Raw genomic sequence first — 14,678 nt, 5'->3', positions numbered from 1 at the left:
TTAGAATACTCTATGCTCAGTGCATTTCCTCAAGGATTTTATAAACTATATTAACGGCCAAGGGCGGTGAGACTTTGCCAAAAAAGCGTCAAGGTGGCTGCTGTGCCGACACCAAACATGAGGGAGCGACCAAGGGGAAAGTTGGCAATATAGCAGATGCTGTACAAAAAGCGAGCCGCAACGAAACTGAGGCTGGCGATCGCCACCGTTGCATTATCCACCCCCGCAAAAAGGGTCAGCAACACTGCTGCTGCAAAGGGCATAAAGGTTTCAAAGCTATTTTCGTGTGCCCACACCGCCCGCTGCGCAAAGGGGGGCAGTTTCTCAAAGAGGGCACGGGGAGCCGCCATATCAAAGCCCGCCTGCAAGCGCCCCACCACAACAAAAATGTAGGGGAAATAGATCAGCAGCGTTGCTGTCAGTAAACTGGCGGCTAGTAGCCAAGGGATATTGCTCAACATCACCTAGACTCGCTCCAACACTGGCAGCACACCACTGAGCACCCCATCGCGAGGGGGCAATTCCTCACAGAGAATTTCGCAAGAGTTATTGGGACTTTCAATCAACTTCACCTTATGCAGCGTCGCCCCCAACTGGCGAATCGGCTCCTGCAACAACTGGGCAATGTAAATGGCGATATTCTCTGCCGTCGGCACCACCGTCGCAAAATAGGGAATATCTTTATTCAAAAACGTGTGATCCAAAGGTTCAATCACCTGTTCCTTGAGCACCTCCTCGAGCTTGATCAAATCAACAATCATGCCCGTCCGCGGATGAATCGCCCCCTTGACCGTAATCTCCACGTGGTAGTTGTGGCCATGGCCGTGGGGGCGAGCACACTTGCCATAGATGCGGCAGTTTTCTTCGTAGCTGAGATCCTCAAGGGCTAGACGATGCGCCGCACTAAAGTGAGCACCAACAGAAAGATAGGCTTCCATAGGGTCTCCCGTGTAGTCCGCCCAAAGGCGGGGGTGTTCAAACAGTTGAATGCGCACAAGGGGTAAATGGGGAGAGAGTCGATCCCAAATCACCCGTGCAATATGTTCAGTCGTGGGTAATGTGGCTTGAAACTCTGGCCACACCTCATTGAGATAGGAAAAATTCAGGGGTGCAATGACTTCACGGCGAATGATGTGCTTGACATCCGATAGGTTCAACACCATGCCAAAGTCATCAACAACGCCGCCCATTGAAACAAACAACTCATAGTTATGACCGTGGCCGGGAAAGCGACTATTGGCACCAAACCGAGCCAAATTCTCTGCTTCAGACCATTCTGGCAACCAGTAGCGATGACTGGCGGCAAACTCAGCACGGCGGTGAATAATACAATTCATGTCAAGTTATGAAGATTTGCAACAATTCAGCAATCTCCCCCTATCCTAACGGATTCTGGTTCCCCCAACCATTGGCTTTTTTGGCACATTTCCCTAAAGTCCGCCAAGGATGAAAGGCTTTTGCCGTACTTGGCCAATCAGCCAGCGCAGACTGTGGTTACTGAGAATCGATAAAGGCCCCATGACCATCAGGGATTTCACCTCTGCACGGCTAATTTTAACTACCCCTCCCGGTTGCAGCATCGCCGTCGAGTGAGTGAGTTCCCGTAGGGTGGCATAGGCAAAGAGCAGCGGCAGCACGCAAAAGAGGCGAATCGGAATTGCCGCCTTGGGCACGGATAGCAAGTAGGCTTGAGCTTCATCGAGATCATGCCAAGCAAGGGCAATCAATTCTTTAATGGCGGCATGATTTTGCTCAAGATGTTCAGCACTGAGGATGGAGTGGTGGCTACTGCCTTGGAGCAGCAGAGATTCATTGGGGATATAGATCGAGTTTTCGTGCTCCGCATCCCAAGCAATATCCTTGAGAATGTTCACCGTTTGCAGCGCTTCACCAAAGGCAGCGCAGCGCTTGAGGAGTACTTGGTATTCATCGGCACCAATGCTGGGGGAATGCTCGTACCACAAATCCGTCAGGAGATAGCCAACGGTACCCGCGACGTAATAACAGTACTCCTTATATTCATCGAGGGTTTGAATGCGAATGCCATTGGGATAGAGGTTAATAAACTTTTTCATCCCATGCACCATTTCGCTCACCCAGCGTTGGACGTGCTGTTGGGACGTGAGGGGCAAAGAACGGTAGAGGGCAAAGACGAGTCTCGTATTTTTCACCAGTTGGACATGGGCTGGCTCCCCCTGAACCCCCCGTGCCGTTTCACCATAGCTATTGGCTAGATCGGCACTGTCAAAACACTCCAGCAGGTGATCCAATAGAGCTGTTTTTGCGGGGATACTGGCGACCGGATCATCCTCAACGGTATCGGCAATGCGACAGATGAGATAGGCCACAAGAACCGCCCGACCCAAATTTCCGGGGAGGAAGCGAATACTGAGGGCAAATGTGCGCGAGACTTGGGGGAGTATCTCTTGGCAAAAGCGCTCAGCATCCTTGACGGAAACTGGGTTCTCCAGCACCATTTGAATCATATGGGGGTTCACTCCTACACGCATTGATCGATAGTTGAGTCAATCCTCGACCGTTCCTCAGGCCAACACTCTAGGGCAGTCAATTCACGATTCTCCAAAAGGGTCTCGCGATCGCAACCCAGCAGGGGACGACTTCCACAAACAAGGATTGAGCAAAATCTATAGCTATCATACTCATTTTTGTTTGTCTAGGTGGCCTGTGACAGTTGCCGAGATTGCCTGAGGTAGAATGGTGGATAGCTCACAATTTGCCAGAACAATAACATAGCTTCAACAATTAACAACGGTATCAGATTTGGCGGAAAATGCCTCTCGTCCACCATAGCGGACGCTTGAGTGTGACACTCTTTCCATTGGTCAGTTTCTAAATTGCCCGCGATCGGTCTATCCAAAAGTTAAGACGGTAATGATAAAACAATGACCTCATGCCTCGTCCTTGTGCCCCAAGGGGCAGAATATCAAGCGGTACAACGAGGGCTACAGGCGTCCAAGGGGGTGATTATTCCGATCCGAGCGGGGGCAGCCACAGTGACCACACCGGCATTGATCAGTGCCCTCAGGGAATCGCCTGCCATGGTTCTCATCTTGGGGGTCTGTGGCGGCTTACGTCCTGATGATCGCATCGGTGAAGTGGTGGTTTATGCCACGTGTCAGGATGAAACAGGGCAAACGTATTCTTTAGACCAGACGTTATCGGCGAAATTAGCGCCTGCTTGGCGACGGGTAAAAGGCATCACAACCGCAAGAACCCTTTCTCAGGCTCAGGAAAAACAGAGTCTTGCGGTTCGCTGGGGGGTGGAGGTGGTGGATATGGAAGGGGTGCCACTCCTCAAGGCTTTAGCGGGAATGCCGGTGGTGATGGTGCGGGTGATCAGTGATGGTGGCGATCGCGACCTCCCCGATTTGAGTCAAGCCTTTGATGCTCAAGGCAATTTGCGGCCGGGGCCACTGGCTATTGCAATGCTGCGCAACCCCCGTGGGGCGGCACATTTGATTCAAGGCAGCCTCAAAGCCCTCAAGGTGCTCACAAGAATTGCCCCAGAGATTGTGCAGCAACTCAATGGCTAAGATAGGGGTAGCCAGCTTGGAGAACGCTGTGGCGCAGCTCATTGGTGAAATTTTGGGCGATCGCTATGAACTCCTGCGCGAACTGGGGTCTCATCCGGGGCGGCGCACCTATCTGGCGTTGGATCGGCGGCGCTATGAACAGGTGGTGCTGAAGCTGCTGCTTTTTGGTGGCGGCATGACATGGGACGACTTTAAGCTCTTTGAACGGGAAGCGGCTGTGCTGCAAACCTTGGATCATCCGGCCATTCCCCGCTATCTCGACTACTTTGAAATCAATACCCCTGATCTCAAGGGCTTTGCTTTGGTGCAAACCTACATTGAGGCAAAATCCCTCGCCACATGGCAAGCAGAAGGACGAGTGTTTAGTGAAGAGGATTTGCGGCTGTTGGCCGATCGCCTGCTGGATATTTTGATCTATCTCCATGGCCGTCAACCACCGGTGATTCACCGCGATATTAAGCCGACAAATATTCTCTTGGGCGATCGCTCCGGTCATGATCTTGGCAAGGTCTATCTTGTGGACTTTGGGGCGGTACAAACCGCGATCGCAGGCAGCACCCGAACCGTGGTGGGTACCTATGGCTATATGCCCCCGGAACAATTCGGCGGTAAAACCCTACCCGCCAGTGATCTCTACGCCTTGGGCATGACCCTCATCTACTTAGCAACCGGCACTCCCCCCGATGAGCTGCCGCAAAAGGAACTGCGGGTTCAATTTCAACCCTTGGTCTCCTTGAGTCCCCCTTTTATCCGCTGGCTCGAAAAAATGGTCGCGCCCGCCCTTGAGGAGCGATTTGACTCCGCGACTGCGGCTCGCCAAGCCCTAAAGCGACTGGACACATCACCCCACGAGGCCTCACTCATAACAAAAACGCCGCCCTACGGCTCCCGCCTACAGGTGAGAGAAACACCCCAAGGGCTACTGGTGCAAATTCCCCCGGTTGGATTTAATGTCAGTCTCCTCTTCCTGATTCCCTTTGCAGTGGCTTGGAATGGGTTTTTGGTCGTCTGGTACAGTCTAGCGATTAGTTCTGGCTTTTGGCTGATGGCTGTTTTTGCTACTGGTCATCTTGCTGTCGGTTTAGGCCTCATTGGCGGCATTCTTTACATGCTATTGGGATGGCAGGTGCTGATGGTCACCCGTAAGGATCTGCGCTTCTATGAACATATCCTTGGTTTCCGCTGGCGTCGTCCCAAAGTCCTGCCGCTTGAAGTGATTGAACAGATTGAATTTCAGCCCCACAGCACGTACCGCGATCGCGAGGGCGATCGCCAAGAGCTATCGAGCAAACTGGTGATTCGTGCCGGTAGCCAAGCGATCGAACTGACTGAAAATGCCCTTAGCGTGACCTCAAGGGATCTGGAATGGTTGGCCTACACCCTTGGCCGCTATCTGGGGCGACGGGTCACACAGGCTCGTCAGGATGTCCGAAGTGCTTGAGAACATCACCACTGAGGCGGCAGATACGCCAGTCAGGTAGCACAGTCGCACCGATGCGCTCATAGAATTGAATCGCGGGAGTATTCCAGTCCAAGACGCTCCACTCGATACGGCCATAGTCGCGATCGCTGGCTAGCCGGGCTAATGCCTTCAGAAGAGCAGTGCCCACCCCTTGACGCCGATAGGCGGGGAGGACAAACAAATCCTCTAGCCAAAGGCCGGGGCGGGTGAGGAATGTGGAGTAGGTGGTGAAAAACAGGGCATAGCCAATAACGTCTGTGGGGGTATGGGCAAGGAGTACCTCGGCATAGGGGCGATCGCCAAACAAATGCTGCCGCAGCGCTTCCTCTGTGCCCGTTACTGCGTGGCTGAGCTTTTCATAGGCCGCAAGCGCTTGGATCAGTTGGAAGATGATTGGAACATCCGCCGGGGTCGCTGCACGAATCGCAAAGGAGAAAGACACGCTAACCCAAACTAAATTGAGCGCAGCCAACCAGCACTCAGAGCAACGGTAAGCGCCATAAACAACACTGTCAAAGTCCACGTGGCACGGTTTAAGGTCGCTTCTGCACTTTTGGTGCTGGTAAAGAGCTGGGCTTGACCGCCAATACCACCGAGGCCATCCCCCTTGGGACTGTGGAGCAAGACCAATACAATCAGGCCAACTGCTGAAAATGCCCACAGACCAATGGCAATTTTTTCAATCATCCTCAACCTCGCTGGCGATGCGAATCTATACAACTTGACCTCTCCCTCATCTTACCGCAAGCCTAGGAGCCAATGGCACAATACAAGATAGGCGTTTTGAACGTGCCCCATGAACCAGCAAAATCTGCTTCAGCAATTGCTTTTAATTGGTGTCGGCACCACCTCCCTTGTGGCCGAGAAGTTGCGTCAAGTGAGCGACCAATGGGTGAAAGAGGGACGCCTCAATGCCGATCAGGCCAAGGCAATGGTGGATGAAGTCCTTGCCCACCTCAAAGAAGATGCCGCCTCCCTCGATGAAGCGGTGCAACGACAAACGCGCCAGTTTCTAGAGAGCTTGGGGGTGCCACAACAGTCAGAAATTGATGAACTGCGGGGACGCATTGATCGCCTAGAACGGGACGTTAGGGAGTTAAAAAATCGCTCATGGTAAGACAACGGGTGCATCGAGCCTACGGCTGGCTCCTCTGTGGTATTGTCCTAGTAGTGGTATGGTTGGTGGCCGCTCCGATCGCGATCGCCAGTGTGCCGCTGGAAGCGTCAACGGAGGCTGCGGGACTTATGGGGAATCCAAAGGTGGTGACCACTCCTTCAGGTTTGCAATACGAAGATATTGTTGTCGGCTCAGGGGCGCAGCCTCAAGTGGGCGATCGGGTAACGGTGCACTACACAGGAATGCTCACCGATGGCCGCATTTTTGATAGCTCCCGCGATCGCGGTCAGCCCTTCCAATTTCAAATTGGTGTCGGTCAAGTCATCAAAGGCTGGGATGAAGGAGTTGGCTCAATGCACGTCGGGGGGCAGCGGCGGCTGATTATTCCCCCGAACCTAGGCTATGGTGCACGCGGTGCCGGCGGGGTCATTCCCCCTAATGCGACGCTGATTTTTGACGTTGAACTTTTGGGTGTGCAATAGGATTGAACTCGGCAAGGGATGCCCAAGGCCAAGGTACTGTATATCTGCCGCGAGTGTGGTGCCGAGTCTCTGCAATACTTTGGTCGCTGTCCCAACTGTGGTCAGTGGAATACCCTTGATGAGCAGGTGGTTACCCCTGTAGAGACCGCTGCTCGACGCACAACCTCCCGAAAATCGACCGCTCCCCACCCCCTCAGCGCCAAGGCCTTAGGAGAGATTAGCGAACAGACCCAGAGCCGTTCTGCCTCTGGATTTGCTGAGTTGGATCGGGTTTTGGGAGGGGGGATTGTGGTTGGCTCCCTCGTGTTGGTGGCCGGCGAACCGGGAATTGGCAAGTCCACGCTTTTGTTGCAGATGGCAGCCACCTTGGGGCAACAGCAGCGGGTGCTCTATGTCTGTGCAGAGGAATCGGCGCAGCAGGTGAAATTGCGATCGCAACGCTTGGGCATTGCTGCCCCCCCTTCCCTTTATCTCTTGGCCGAGACGGATTTAGAGGTCATCCTGCAGGAACTTACCCATCTGCAACCCCATCTGGCGATTATTGATAGCATCCAAGCGGTGTATCTGCCCCAACTGACGGCTGCCCCCGGCTCGGTGTCTCAGGTCCGTGAGGGCACAGCCGCCTTGATGCGCTTAGCCAAGCGGGAGCAAATGAGTTTATTTATTGTGGGGCATGTCACAAAGGAAGGGGCGATCGCCGGTCCGAAGGTGCTGGAACATTTGGTGGATACCGTGCTCTACTTTGAGGGCGATCGCTTTGCCAGTCACCGCCTCGTACGCGCTGTCAAAAACCGCTTTGGTGCTAGTCAAGAAATTGGCGTTTTTGAAATGGGCGCGCAGGGCTTAGCCGAGGTCACAAATCCCTCCGCGCTGTTTTTGGGCGATCGCGAGCCAACCCCCGGTACCGCCACCATTGTGGCCTGTGAAGGCACCCGTCCGCTTGTGGTTGAGTTGCAAAGTTTGGTCAGCCCCACCAGTTATCCCTCTCCGCGCCGCACGGCCACGGGCATTGAGTACAATCGCTTTTTGCAAATTCTCGCCGTCCTAGAAAAACGCCTAGGCGTGCCCCTCTCGAAGCTAGATGCCTATGTGGCGTCCGCTGGCGGGCTGAATGTGGCGGAACCCGCTGCTGATCTCGGGGTGGCGGTGGCTGTTGTGGCCAGTTTTCGCGATCGCTGGGTACAACCCCAAACCGTGATCATTGGCGAAGTGGGCTTAGGGGGACAGGTGCGAGCGGTTTCCCAGTTAGAATTACGGCTGCGGGAGGCGCTGAAGTTGGGATTTCGCCGTGCCATTATTCCCGAAAGCCAAGCCTGTGCGATCGCGGGGCTAGAAATTTATCCTGTACATCGTGTCACCGATGCCATTGTGGCTGCCCTTGCCGCCATGACCACTGAGGAATCCCCCTGAGGGCTATCCTTGCGAGTCCAATTTATCCCTAAGATGTCTGAGACAAATACCCCATTGGTGCAGCGGCAGTGCAAAGCCAGTTGTGACAAGATACACTTCCGCCATCAACGGACTCAATTGCTGACACAGTTCCCCTAGGCGATCGCGAAAACAGCGGCCACTGGCATAGGCAGGAACAACTCCCCAGCCCACCTCTTCAGCAACAAAAATGAGTTGAGCGGCACACCCTTGCACACTCGCTAGGAATTCAGTAACGGTTGCTTGCCATTGATCTTGAGATTGATCTAGGCAATTGGCCACCCATGTTCCCAAGGAATCCACAAGGGCGCAATGATCAGGCGGCAGGTCACGCAGCAGGGCAGCTAGTTCGAGGGGGCACTCCCGCAATTGCCACTCAGCGGGGCGGCGAGCACGGTGCTGTTCAATCCGCTGCAGCCATTCTGTATCCTCTGGGGGGGCGATCGCCGTCGCAATATAAATCACCGGTTGTTCGCTTTGGGTAGCAACGGCTTCTGCCCATTCACTCTTGCCACTGCGACTCGGACCGGTCACCAAGACATGATCAGGCATGATTAGGCACTGTTGGTTAACTCAACTGTCGGGGATCAAGACGTTCTCCCAAACCCTCACCAAGGAGCGACAGACCCACGACCAGCAATGTCATGGCTAGCCCCGGAAAGAGCGTCGTCCACCAGATGCCCACCGACAACCCATCCAAGGCCTGTCGTAGATCCTGCCCCCACTCTGGTACCTGCGGCGGTAACCCTAAGCCCAAGAACCCCAGCCCTGCCAAGGTCAGGATGGCATCGGCAGCATTGAGGGTAAAGAGCACGGGGATACTGGGAAGCACATTCACCAAAAGATACCGCTGCAGAATGCGGGGGGTCGAGGCACCAAGGGCGCGGGCAGCTTCGATAAAGACCTCATTTTTTAGGCTCACCGTGTGGTTGCGCACAACGCGATAGTACTGGGGAATATAGGCGACACTAAGGGCGATCGCCGCATTGAGCACCCCCTTGCCGACCACAAAGGCCACCGTTACCGCTAGGAGTAGCCCCGGCAACGTGTAAATCGTATCCATGAAAAAGAGCAACCCGCGATCGAGCCAGCCCCCGCGGTAGCCACTCAACAATCCCAAGGGCACCCCCACCACCAAGCTCAAAAGCGTTGCCACCAAGACCACCTGCAAAGCCGCTTGGGCACCAAAAATCGTGCGGGAAAAGACATCATAGCCCAAGCGATTCGTACCAAACCAGTGCTGCGGCGAAGGCGGCGCGTGAATCGGAAAGTCAAGAAATTCTTGGGGATTGGCAATCCAACCGAGGGCTTGGCCAAGGGGAGCAAGAACCGCCAGCAGCAAAAAAGCCCCACAAATGACCGCCCCCACCAGCAATAACCGATCCGAGAGGCTGAATTTCTGCCAACGGGAGTAGAGCATCACCCTATCCCAAGAGAGTGGCAAGTAGAGCCTTCTGGGTATGGAGACGATTTTCCGCCTGCTCCCAAACCCGAGACTGCGGCCCTTCAAGAACACTGGCCGTAATTTCCTCGTCGCGGTGAGCCGGCAGGCAATGGAGAACGATCGCCCGTGGATCCGCAAGGGCTAGCAGTTGATCATTAATTTGGTAGGGCTGAAAAATGGGCTGGCGATCGCCCGCTTCTGCTTCCTGTCCCATACTCGCCCAGACATCCGTGTAAAGCGCATGGGCACCCTTAGCCGCGGCCTGCGGATCCGTGAGAACAGTCACTTCACTCTTACCGCCACTCAGTGCCTTGGCTTGCGTCACAATATCGGGCAAAGGCGCAAACGGCGGTGGGGAAGCCACACGAATATTCACCCCCAAGAGGGCACAGCCCAGTAGTAAGGAATGCGCCACATTATTGCCATCGCCAATGTAGCAGAGGGTCAGTCCCGCCAATGTGCCAAAGGATTCCCGGAGCGTCAGCAAATCCGCCAAAATCTGACAGGGATGCTCGCGATCGGTGAGGGCATTAATCACAGGTATCCGGGCATAGTCGGCAAAAAGTTGCAGTTCTGCCTGACCATAGGTGCGAATCGCCACCGCATCCAAATAGCGATCCAATACCCGTGCTGTATCGGGCAACGGTTCACCACGCCCCACCTGCATGGATTGGGGATTCAGGTCAATGACTTGGCCGCCCAGTTGGTACATCGCCACCGTAAAGCTGACACGGGTACGGGTCGAAGCCTTCTGAAACAGCAGCCCCAAGACCTTAGGACACTGGGAAGCCACCTTGCCGATTTTCATCTGTGCTGCTAAATCCAGCAGATATTCCGCCTCTGCCCGTGAGAGGTCGGCGATGCTCAGCAAATCACGCCCCCGCAGTGTTTCCATCACAAATCTCCCCACCAAAACTGGTATCCACTCATGGTAGCAACCTCAGAGGTCTTCCAAATGTACAAATACAACCCTTTTCTAAAATATGGGGGGCATTAAGGAACGCCGAACCCGTCCAAAAGTCACCTTCTAAGAGGTCTATCCTTCCGAGGCGCCCAACCGTGGCTCTGTCCCTGCAAGGAGGCGCTGAATATTACTCTGGTGTCGCCAAATCACAAAGGCACCTGCAATCACGCTAAAGCCGACAAAGGGCCACGACTGCGTAAAGAACCAAAACCAGAAGGGCAAGGAGATAGCAGCAGTGATTGAACTCAGGGAGACAATGCGGCTGGCCGCCAAGACCACGAGAAACACCCCAAAGGTGGCCAAAGCCGTAGGGGCATTGAGGGCAAGGAGCACCCCTAAACCAGTGGCAACGGATTTGCCGCCGCGCCAGCCCAACCAAATCGGCTTACTGTGGGCTAGAACCGCAATGAAGGCGATCGCCAGCAAGACAAATTCCAACCAAGTGGTCGGTACCGTACTCCAAGATTGCCCCAGAACCCATCGCGCCAAAAGAACTGCCCCTAGTCCCTTGCCCACATCGACTAAAAACGTCACTAGTCCGGGGCCTTTGCCCACTACCCGCAGCACATTGGTCGCCCCCGTTGAGCCAGAGCCATGTTCACGAATATCAATCCCCCGCAGCGCTTTGGTCAAGAGGTAGCCCGTGGGAATCGAGCCGAGCAGGTAGCTAGCGAGCGCCAGCAGTCCAAGGATGAGTGCAGTGGTCACAGGAGCCTCCCTACTCAAAGAAATCAGAACTACGGCTAGGACGCAACTGGGGTTCAGGGGCAAAGCCCAAGAGCAAGGGATATTGCAGTAGTGAAAGGCTGACTTGGGGTTGGGAATCATCAATAAGAATTAGAGGGATGTAGTCCTCCTGCTCGAGGCGATCGGCACGAAAGGCCAAGGCATCCGCAGATTCAAAGAGCGCCACCCCCTGATCGGGACCAAAATCTTGGCGACTAATGCCCAAGCAATCCTGCAATCCCCGTCGCCAGTCTCCCAGCCGCTCAGGGGAATCGGCCAAGACCAACACCCGCAACATATCGCCATAGAAGTCCCGCAGGATCGAGATGATTGCCGAGGCAACAAGGATATTTTGCAACCGACTGGGGAGCGATCGCAGGGCACCCCGTCCCCCGAGATCAAAGAACCAACTTTCTACCCGCTCAGCATGAACTTGCTCAAACGTACGTCGCAACTGCCAAGGAGGGCCATAGTAATTGGGGCTACTCCGATATTGCTCTAGCAAACGGCGAATCCGATCCGCTTCCTCCTGAAATCCCTCATCAAGAACTAACTTGGGTGGCGTTGTCGCTGTTGCTGCTGGAGCAGGGGCAGTTTCCACGACAGCGGGCGTCGGGGGCAGCAATTCCATTTCCTCAACGGTGGCCGCCAACTCCTGCATGCTCTTGACGAGAAATTCCTTGAACCCCTGCACTCGAATCGCGAGTTCTTGGGAGGCACCCACAAAGTTGCGGCGGAGCTCCTGTTCGATGCGTTCCTTGCGCCGTTCTAGTTGCTCAATGGTGAGTTGCAGACTTTGTTGCCGCTCTTCAAGGGACTTGAGGCGATCGTGGACGAGACGATGAAACTCAGCATCAAGGGCTTGAATTTCAGCTTTGAGGGCATCCCGTTGAGCTTTGAGGGCAGTTAGTTCCTCTGGGGTAGGTTCAGAGGCATCAGTCACCGTAGGGTCATCCGTCATTGCGAACCGTGGAAATAAAGGCTGTACGTGGGCAGCGTTCTTGGAGGCATTGTACTAAAGTTTTGGCGTCAAACAGAATCGGCAGAAAGTGGATATTCTTGACCTCCCGAAAATAAAAGAGCACGGGAAAGGCTGGCCAAAAGACCTCCCAATGCTGCCATTGCTGATAGGGAAAGTGGCGAATTTGTTGGCTGCCCCGATAGACATCTAGTGCTGTTGCCGTAAATTCTAGTCGCAGGGTAGCCGCCTGCACAGCCAAGAATAGCGCAAACAGGGAGATGGGCAAGCCCAGCCACCAGCGCAGCCACCACAGGGGCAGACTTAACAGCAGAACCCCCAGAGGAACAGCAAATGAGGGTTGAAGACGTACTGTGGCCAGTGAGGTTCCTTGCATGGTTTTACTCTACTCCTGAGGGGTCGTCGGTTCTTCTAATTGTGGCAAATCCTCTGGAGTGGGAGGAGTTTCCTGTTCAGTGACCTCAGGTGCAGTGGTCTCTAGAGTCGGTTGCTCCAAAGGTGGGGACGGCTTGGATGGAACTCGCGGGCTAACGAGAACAGAACGAGTCGGGCTTTCTGCTTTCTTAAAGGGATTCAGGCGCTGCCAGAAGGGCTTTTGCGGCGTGGGGGGCGGTGTCTCTTCGGCTGCTTTGACGGTGGGTTCTGGGGTTGGCTCTGGTGCAACGGGCGTTTCCTCTACAGGTTCAACGGTGCGTGTTGGTGCCTCTACTGCCGACGTTGGTGTAGGTTCCTCAGCAACGGGGGTCTGAGCGGCAGATTCTTCAACAACAGCTGTTGGCTCTGGGGTCGGCTCGGAGGGAGCGGCGGATTCCTCAACGACAGGTGTTGGCTCTGGGGTCGGTTCAGGAGGGAGGTTGCTGGGGAGATCCGGACTGAGGCTACTTTGAAGATTTTTGGCGGCCAGTTCTCCCCGCAGCAGGCGCGAGAGGACATCCTTGCCATTGGGTTGATAGGTCACAAGGCGGGTAATGGGATTATAGGGAGAGGGGATACGCTGACCATTGCCATCCAGAAGTTCGAGCCGTACCCAGTTATCCCCCGGCTGGAGTCCAGTGAGATAGTAGGCCTGCCAGCGATCGACCGTGAAGGATTGACCATTGATTGTGCAGCGCACCTGCCAGACTTTCTCATTGTTTAATTGTTGATCCAACGGCAGGTTGCTGAGATAAAAATCAAGGAGCACTGGTTCAGCGCCATAGGTGCCGCTGGGCTGATTGTAGGTGAGCAGGGGAAGACTAGCAGATCGAGTGTCCTCATCTGCAGTGTAAAGATGAAAGGCCGTTTGAGCATAGGCAAGGGGATGTTTCAGACTTTCACCCCAAGGGTACACAACAAAAGCACGCAGAAGGTGCGTTCCCGGCTCAAGGTTCGTAAATTCAATGGGGGTGTTCAGGTCATAGACACTGCGGCTGGGCAGATCATCGAGCACCACCTCCACATGGGGGCCTAACCCTGTGCGCTGATCTTGAAACAGGCGCAGCCCTTGGACACTCAGCTTGACGGTGACGTTGCGGCTTTGGAGGGTTTGGTTGGCTTCGGGGGTGAGAATTTTCAGCCGCGGTTCATAGCGATCGAACCAATCCTTCATATCCTCAATGGCCACAGGAGCCGCCACCTCTGCCAGCGAGCCACTGGCTTTTGCCGCGGCGATGTCCCCCACTGACCACAGGAGAACGATGCTGAGAACGAAAGCGATCGCCCGTTGCCAACAGACCTGCCAACCCTTCATGCCCACCTCAGATGGTTGTAGTACCAAGGACAATTTTCGCAGATGGGCTACCCACTTCAGCAAGCCAGATCTAGGGAGCACGATCGCCGCTGTAGAGGACATGGCCACTGCTAAATTCTCGCAACTCCCCATTGTTCAGGCGTACTTGCAACGTCCCGCGATCGCTAATGCCCACACCGATGCCCTGCCACCTTTGTGCTCCTTGAACAAGAGTCAGCGATCGCCCCCGTAAAAAATCCCGCTGCGCCGTGATCTGCACCCCTTGGGACTGTTGCCAACACCACAAAAGCTCAGCGCGAATCGCCGCTAGCAGTTCCAGATCCGTAGGCACCGCTTCGGGAGAATGAAGCAGCATGTGGAGGCTAATGGCTTGGGGAAGACCCATTGCGGCAACATCAACACAGCGGTTCAGTCCCACCCCCACCACCAGCCAAGGGGAACGGCGTTCACAGAGAATTCCCGCCAGTTTCTTGCCCTGAACCATCACATCATTCGGCCACTTCAATTGCAGATGGCGTTCCACCGTTGGTCGCAGCCCACTCAACGCCCGCATCACGGCTATCCCGGCTTGGACACTGGGAGCAACGATCGCCGCCGACTGCGGCAGGATAAAGGAGGCCGTCAACACTCCCTTTGGGGACTGCCAAGTGCGGTTGTACTGACCTCGCCCCCGTGTTTGTGCCTGAGTGTAGATGACTTGACCACCATAGAGTTGATCGGCGTGGTGCAATGCCCATGTATTCGTGCTCTCACAGGTTTCTAGCCACACCAACCAAGGAAATTCCATGGCGAT

The 14,678-nt window shown here is 54.8% G+C and carries 18 protein-coding genes; 5 read left to right on the top strand and 13 right to left on the bottom strand.

Translation table 11 applies throughout. From position 1 onward, the window contains the following. Positions 1-50 precede the first annotated feature (50 nt). The 3 genes from QYC28_RS11925 to QYC28_RS11915 all read right to left on the bottom strand — a co-directional run bounded on the left by QYC28_RS11925 (position 51) and on the right by QYC28_RS11915 (position 2,486). Positions 51-464 (bottom strand): MAPEG family protein, encoded by a 414-nt coding sequence (locus QYC28_RS11925; protein WP_399375163.1) that lies wholly within the window; start codon positions 462-464, stop codon positions 51-53. Further along, positions 465-1,337 carry a 6-carboxytetrahydropterin synthase gene (locus QYC28_RS11920; protein ID WP_302679544.1) on the bottom strand — a complete coding sequence of 291 codons (873 nt, stop codon included), beginning with the start codon at positions 1,335-1,337 and terminating at the stop codon, positions 465-467. Positions 1,338-1,430: 93 nt separating this feature from the next. Continuing rightward, the gene (locus tag QYC28_RS11915) at positions 1,431-2,486 is read right to left on the bottom strand and encodes a phytoene/squalene synthase family protein (protein WP_302679543.1); all 1,056 of its coding nucleotides are present in this window, start codon (positions 2,484-2,486) and stop codon (positions 1,431-1,433) included. A gap of 417 nt (positions 2,487-2,903) precedes the next feature. On the opposite strand from QYC28_RS11915, the gene QYC28_RS11910 reads away from it, so the two are divergent. Next, entirely contained in the window at positions 2,904-3,554 is a 651-nt protein-coding gene (locus tag QYC28_RS11910) for a hypothetical protein (protein WP_149821101.1), read from the top strand. 28 nt (positions 3,555-3,582) lie between these two features. After that, entirely contained in the window at positions 3,583-4,995 is a 1,413-nt protein-coding gene (locus QYC28_RS11905; protein WP_149821099.1) for a serine/threonine-protein kinase, read from the top strand. Here the strand turns inward: QYC28_RS11905 and QYC28_RS11900 are convergent. Together QYC28_RS11900 and secG are read right to left on the bottom strand one after the other, a co-directional pair. After that, positions 4,961-5,458 (bottom strand): GNAT family N-acetyltransferase, encoded by a 498-nt coding sequence (locus QYC28_RS11900; RefSeq protein ID WP_149821096.1) that lies wholly within the window; start codon positions 5,456-5,458, stop codon positions 4,961-4,963. The genes QYC28_RS11905 and QYC28_RS11900 overlap by 35 nt on opposite strands. Positions 5,459-5,469: 11 nt before the next feature. Then, positions 5,470-5,703: a preprotein translocase subunit SecG gene (gene secG, locus QYC28_RS11895; protein ID WP_149821094.1), complete on the bottom strand. Its 234-nt coding sequence runs from the start codon at positions 5,701-5,703 to the stop codon at positions 5,470-5,472. A 109-nt stretch (positions 5,704-5,812) separates the two neighbouring features. Between secG and QYC28_RS11890 the strand changes: the two genes are divergently transcribed. Genes QYC28_RS11890 through radA form a run of 3 tightly spaced genes read left to right on the top strand, consistent with a single transcriptional unit; the run spans position 5,813 to position 8,025 of the window. Further along, complete coding sequence (locus QYC28_RS11890; RefSeq protein ID WP_149821092.1) at positions 5,813-6,133, top strand: phasin family protein; 321 nt, start codon at positions 5,813-5,815, stop codon at positions 6,131-6,133. Further along, on the top strand, positions 6,127-6,615 hold the full coding sequence (locus tag QYC28_RS11885; protein ID WP_302679542.1) for an FKBP-type peptidyl-prolyl cis-trans isomerase: 489 nt from the start codon (positions 6,127-6,129) through the stop codon (positions 6,613-6,615). The genes QYC28_RS11890 and QYC28_RS11885 overlap by 7 nt, the downstream gene beginning before the upstream one ends. A gap of 18 nt (positions 6,616-6,633) precedes the next feature. Next, the gene (gene radA / locus QYC28_RS11880) at positions 6,634-8,025 is read left to right on the top strand and encodes a DNA repair protein RadA (protein ID WP_302679541.1); all 1,392 of its coding nucleotides are present in this window, start codon (positions 6,634-6,636) and stop codon (positions 8,023-8,025) included. Between the two features lie 3 nt (positions 8,026-8,028). Here the strand turns inward: radA and cobU are convergent, their stop codons facing one another. From cobU to QYC28_RS11840, 8 genes are all read right to left on the bottom strand, one after another. Continuing rightward, complete coding sequence (cobU, locus tag QYC28_RS11875; RefSeq protein WP_149821086.1) at positions 8,029-8,595, bottom strand: bifunctional adenosylcobinamide kinase/adenosylcobinamide-phosphate guanylyltransferase; 567 nt, start codon at positions 8,593-8,595, stop codon at positions 8,029-8,031. Positions 8,596-8,611: 16 nt separating this feature from the next. Next, positions 8,612-9,463, bottom strand: coding sequence for an ABC transporter permease (locus QYC28_RS11870; RefSeq protein ID WP_190278093.1), 852 nt, complete (start codon positions 9,461-9,463; stop codon positions 8,612-8,614). A gap of 4 nt (positions 9,464-9,467) precedes the next feature. Continuing rightward, positions 9,468-10,382 (bottom strand): ornithine carbamoyltransferase, encoded by a 915-nt coding sequence (gene argF / locus QYC28_RS11865; protein WP_286649676.1) that lies wholly within the window; start codon positions 10,380-10,382, stop codon positions 9,468-9,470. Between the two features lie 141 nt (positions 10,383-10,523). Beyond that, the gene (plsY, locus tag QYC28_RS11860; protein WP_149821080.1) at positions 10,524-11,159 is read right to left on the bottom strand and encodes a glycerol-3-phosphate 1-O-acyltransferase PlsY; all 636 of its coding nucleotides are present in this window, start codon (positions 11,157-11,159) and stop codon (positions 10,524-10,526) included. A 10-nt stretch (positions 11,160-11,169) separates the two neighbouring features. Next, positions 11,170-12,138: a DUF3086 domain-containing protein gene (locus tag QYC28_RS11855; protein ID WP_149821078.1), complete on the bottom strand. Its 969-nt coding sequence runs from the start codon at positions 12,136-12,138 to the stop codon at positions 11,170-11,172. Continuing rightward, the gene (locus QYC28_RS11850) at positions 12,128-12,532 is read right to left on the bottom strand and encodes a DUF3119 family protein (RefSeq protein ID WP_302679540.1); all 405 of its coding nucleotides are present in this window, start codon (positions 12,530-12,532) and stop codon (positions 12,128-12,130) included. Before QYC28_RS11850 ends, QYC28_RS11855 begins: the two co-directional genes overlap by 11 nt. A 9-nt stretch (positions 12,533-12,541) precedes the next feature. Further along, complete coding sequence (locus QYC28_RS11845; protein ID WP_302679539.1) at positions 12,542-13,885, bottom strand: hypothetical protein; 1,344 nt, start codon at positions 13,883-13,885, stop codon at positions 12,542-12,544. Positions 13,886-13,955: 70 nt separating this feature from the next. Then, positions 13,956-14,672 (bottom strand): biotin--[acetyl-CoA-carboxylase] ligase, encoded by a 717-nt coding sequence (locus tag QYC28_RS11840; RefSeq protein WP_302679538.1) that lies wholly within the window; start codon positions 14,670-14,672, stop codon positions 13,956-13,958. Between the last annotated feature and the right edge of the window lie 6 nt (positions 14,673-14,678).

It is taken from the genome of Thermosynechococcus sp. HY596 (assembly GCF_030518715.1).
Lineage (GTDB): Bacteria > Cyanobacteriota > Cyanobacteriia > Thermosynechococcales > Thermosynechococcaceae > Thermosynechococcus.
Note: the sequence above shows the minus strand (reverse complement) of the source record. Positions and strands in the feature narration are given on the sequence as shown.

Excerpts from the sequence above, each read along its gene's own strand:
- QYC28_RS11920 (WP_302679544.1), bottom strand. The coding sequence starts at position 1,337 with ATGAATTGTATTATTCACCGCCGTGCTGAGTTTGCCGCCAGTCATCGC.
- QYC28_RS11915 (WP_302679543.1), bottom strand. The coding sequence starts at position 2,486 with ATGATTCAAATGGTGCTGGAGAACCCAGTTTCCGTCAAGGATGCTGAG.
- QYC28_RS11910 (WP_149821101.1), top strand. The coding sequence starts at position 2,904 with ATGACCTCATGCCTCGTCCTTGTGCCCCAAGGGGCAGAATATCAAGCG.
- secG (WP_149821094.1), bottom strand. The coding sequence starts at position 5,703 with ATGATTGAAAAAATTGCCATTGGTCTGTGGGCATTTTCAGCAGTTGGC.
- QYC28_RS11890 (WP_149821092.1), top strand. The coding sequence starts at position 5,813 with ATGAACCAGCAAAATCTGCTTCAGCAATTGCTTTTAATTGGTGTCGGC.
- QYC28_RS11885 (WP_302679542.1), top strand. The coding sequence starts at position 6,127 with ATGGTAAGACAACGGGTGCATCGAGCCTACGGCTGGCTCCTCTGTGGT.
- radA (WP_302679541.1), top strand. The coding sequence starts at position 6,634 with ATGCCCAAGGCCAAGGTACTGTATATCTGCCGCGAGTGTGGTGCCGAG.
- cobU (WP_149821086.1), bottom strand. The coding sequence starts at position 8,595 with ATGCCTGATCATGTCTTGGTGACCGGTCCGAGTCGCAGTGGCAAGAGT.
- QYC28_RS11870 (WP_190278093.1), bottom strand. The coding sequence starts at position 9,463 with ATGCTCTACTCCCGTTGGCAGAAATTCAGCCTCTCGGATCGGTTATTG.
- argF (WP_286649676.1), bottom strand. The coding sequence starts at position 10,382 with ATGGAAACACTGCGGGGGCGTGATTTGCTGAGCATCGCCGACCTCTCA.
- QYC28_RS11855 (WP_149821078.1), bottom strand. The coding sequence starts at position 12,138 with ATGACGGATGACCCTACGGTGACTGATGCCTCTGAACCTACCCCAGAG.
- QYC28_RS11850 (WP_302679540.1), bottom strand. The coding sequence starts at position 12,532 with ATGCAAGGAACCTCACTGGCCACAGTACGTCTTCAACCCTCATTTGCT.
- QYC28_RS11845 (WP_302679539.1), bottom strand. The coding sequence starts at position 13,885 with ATGAAGGGTTGGCAGGTCTGTTGGCAACGGGCGATCGCTTTCGTTCTC.
- QYC28_RS11840 (WP_302679538.1), bottom strand. The coding sequence starts at position 14,672 with ATGGAATTTCCTTGGTTGGTGTGGCTAGAAACCTGTGAGAGCACGAAT.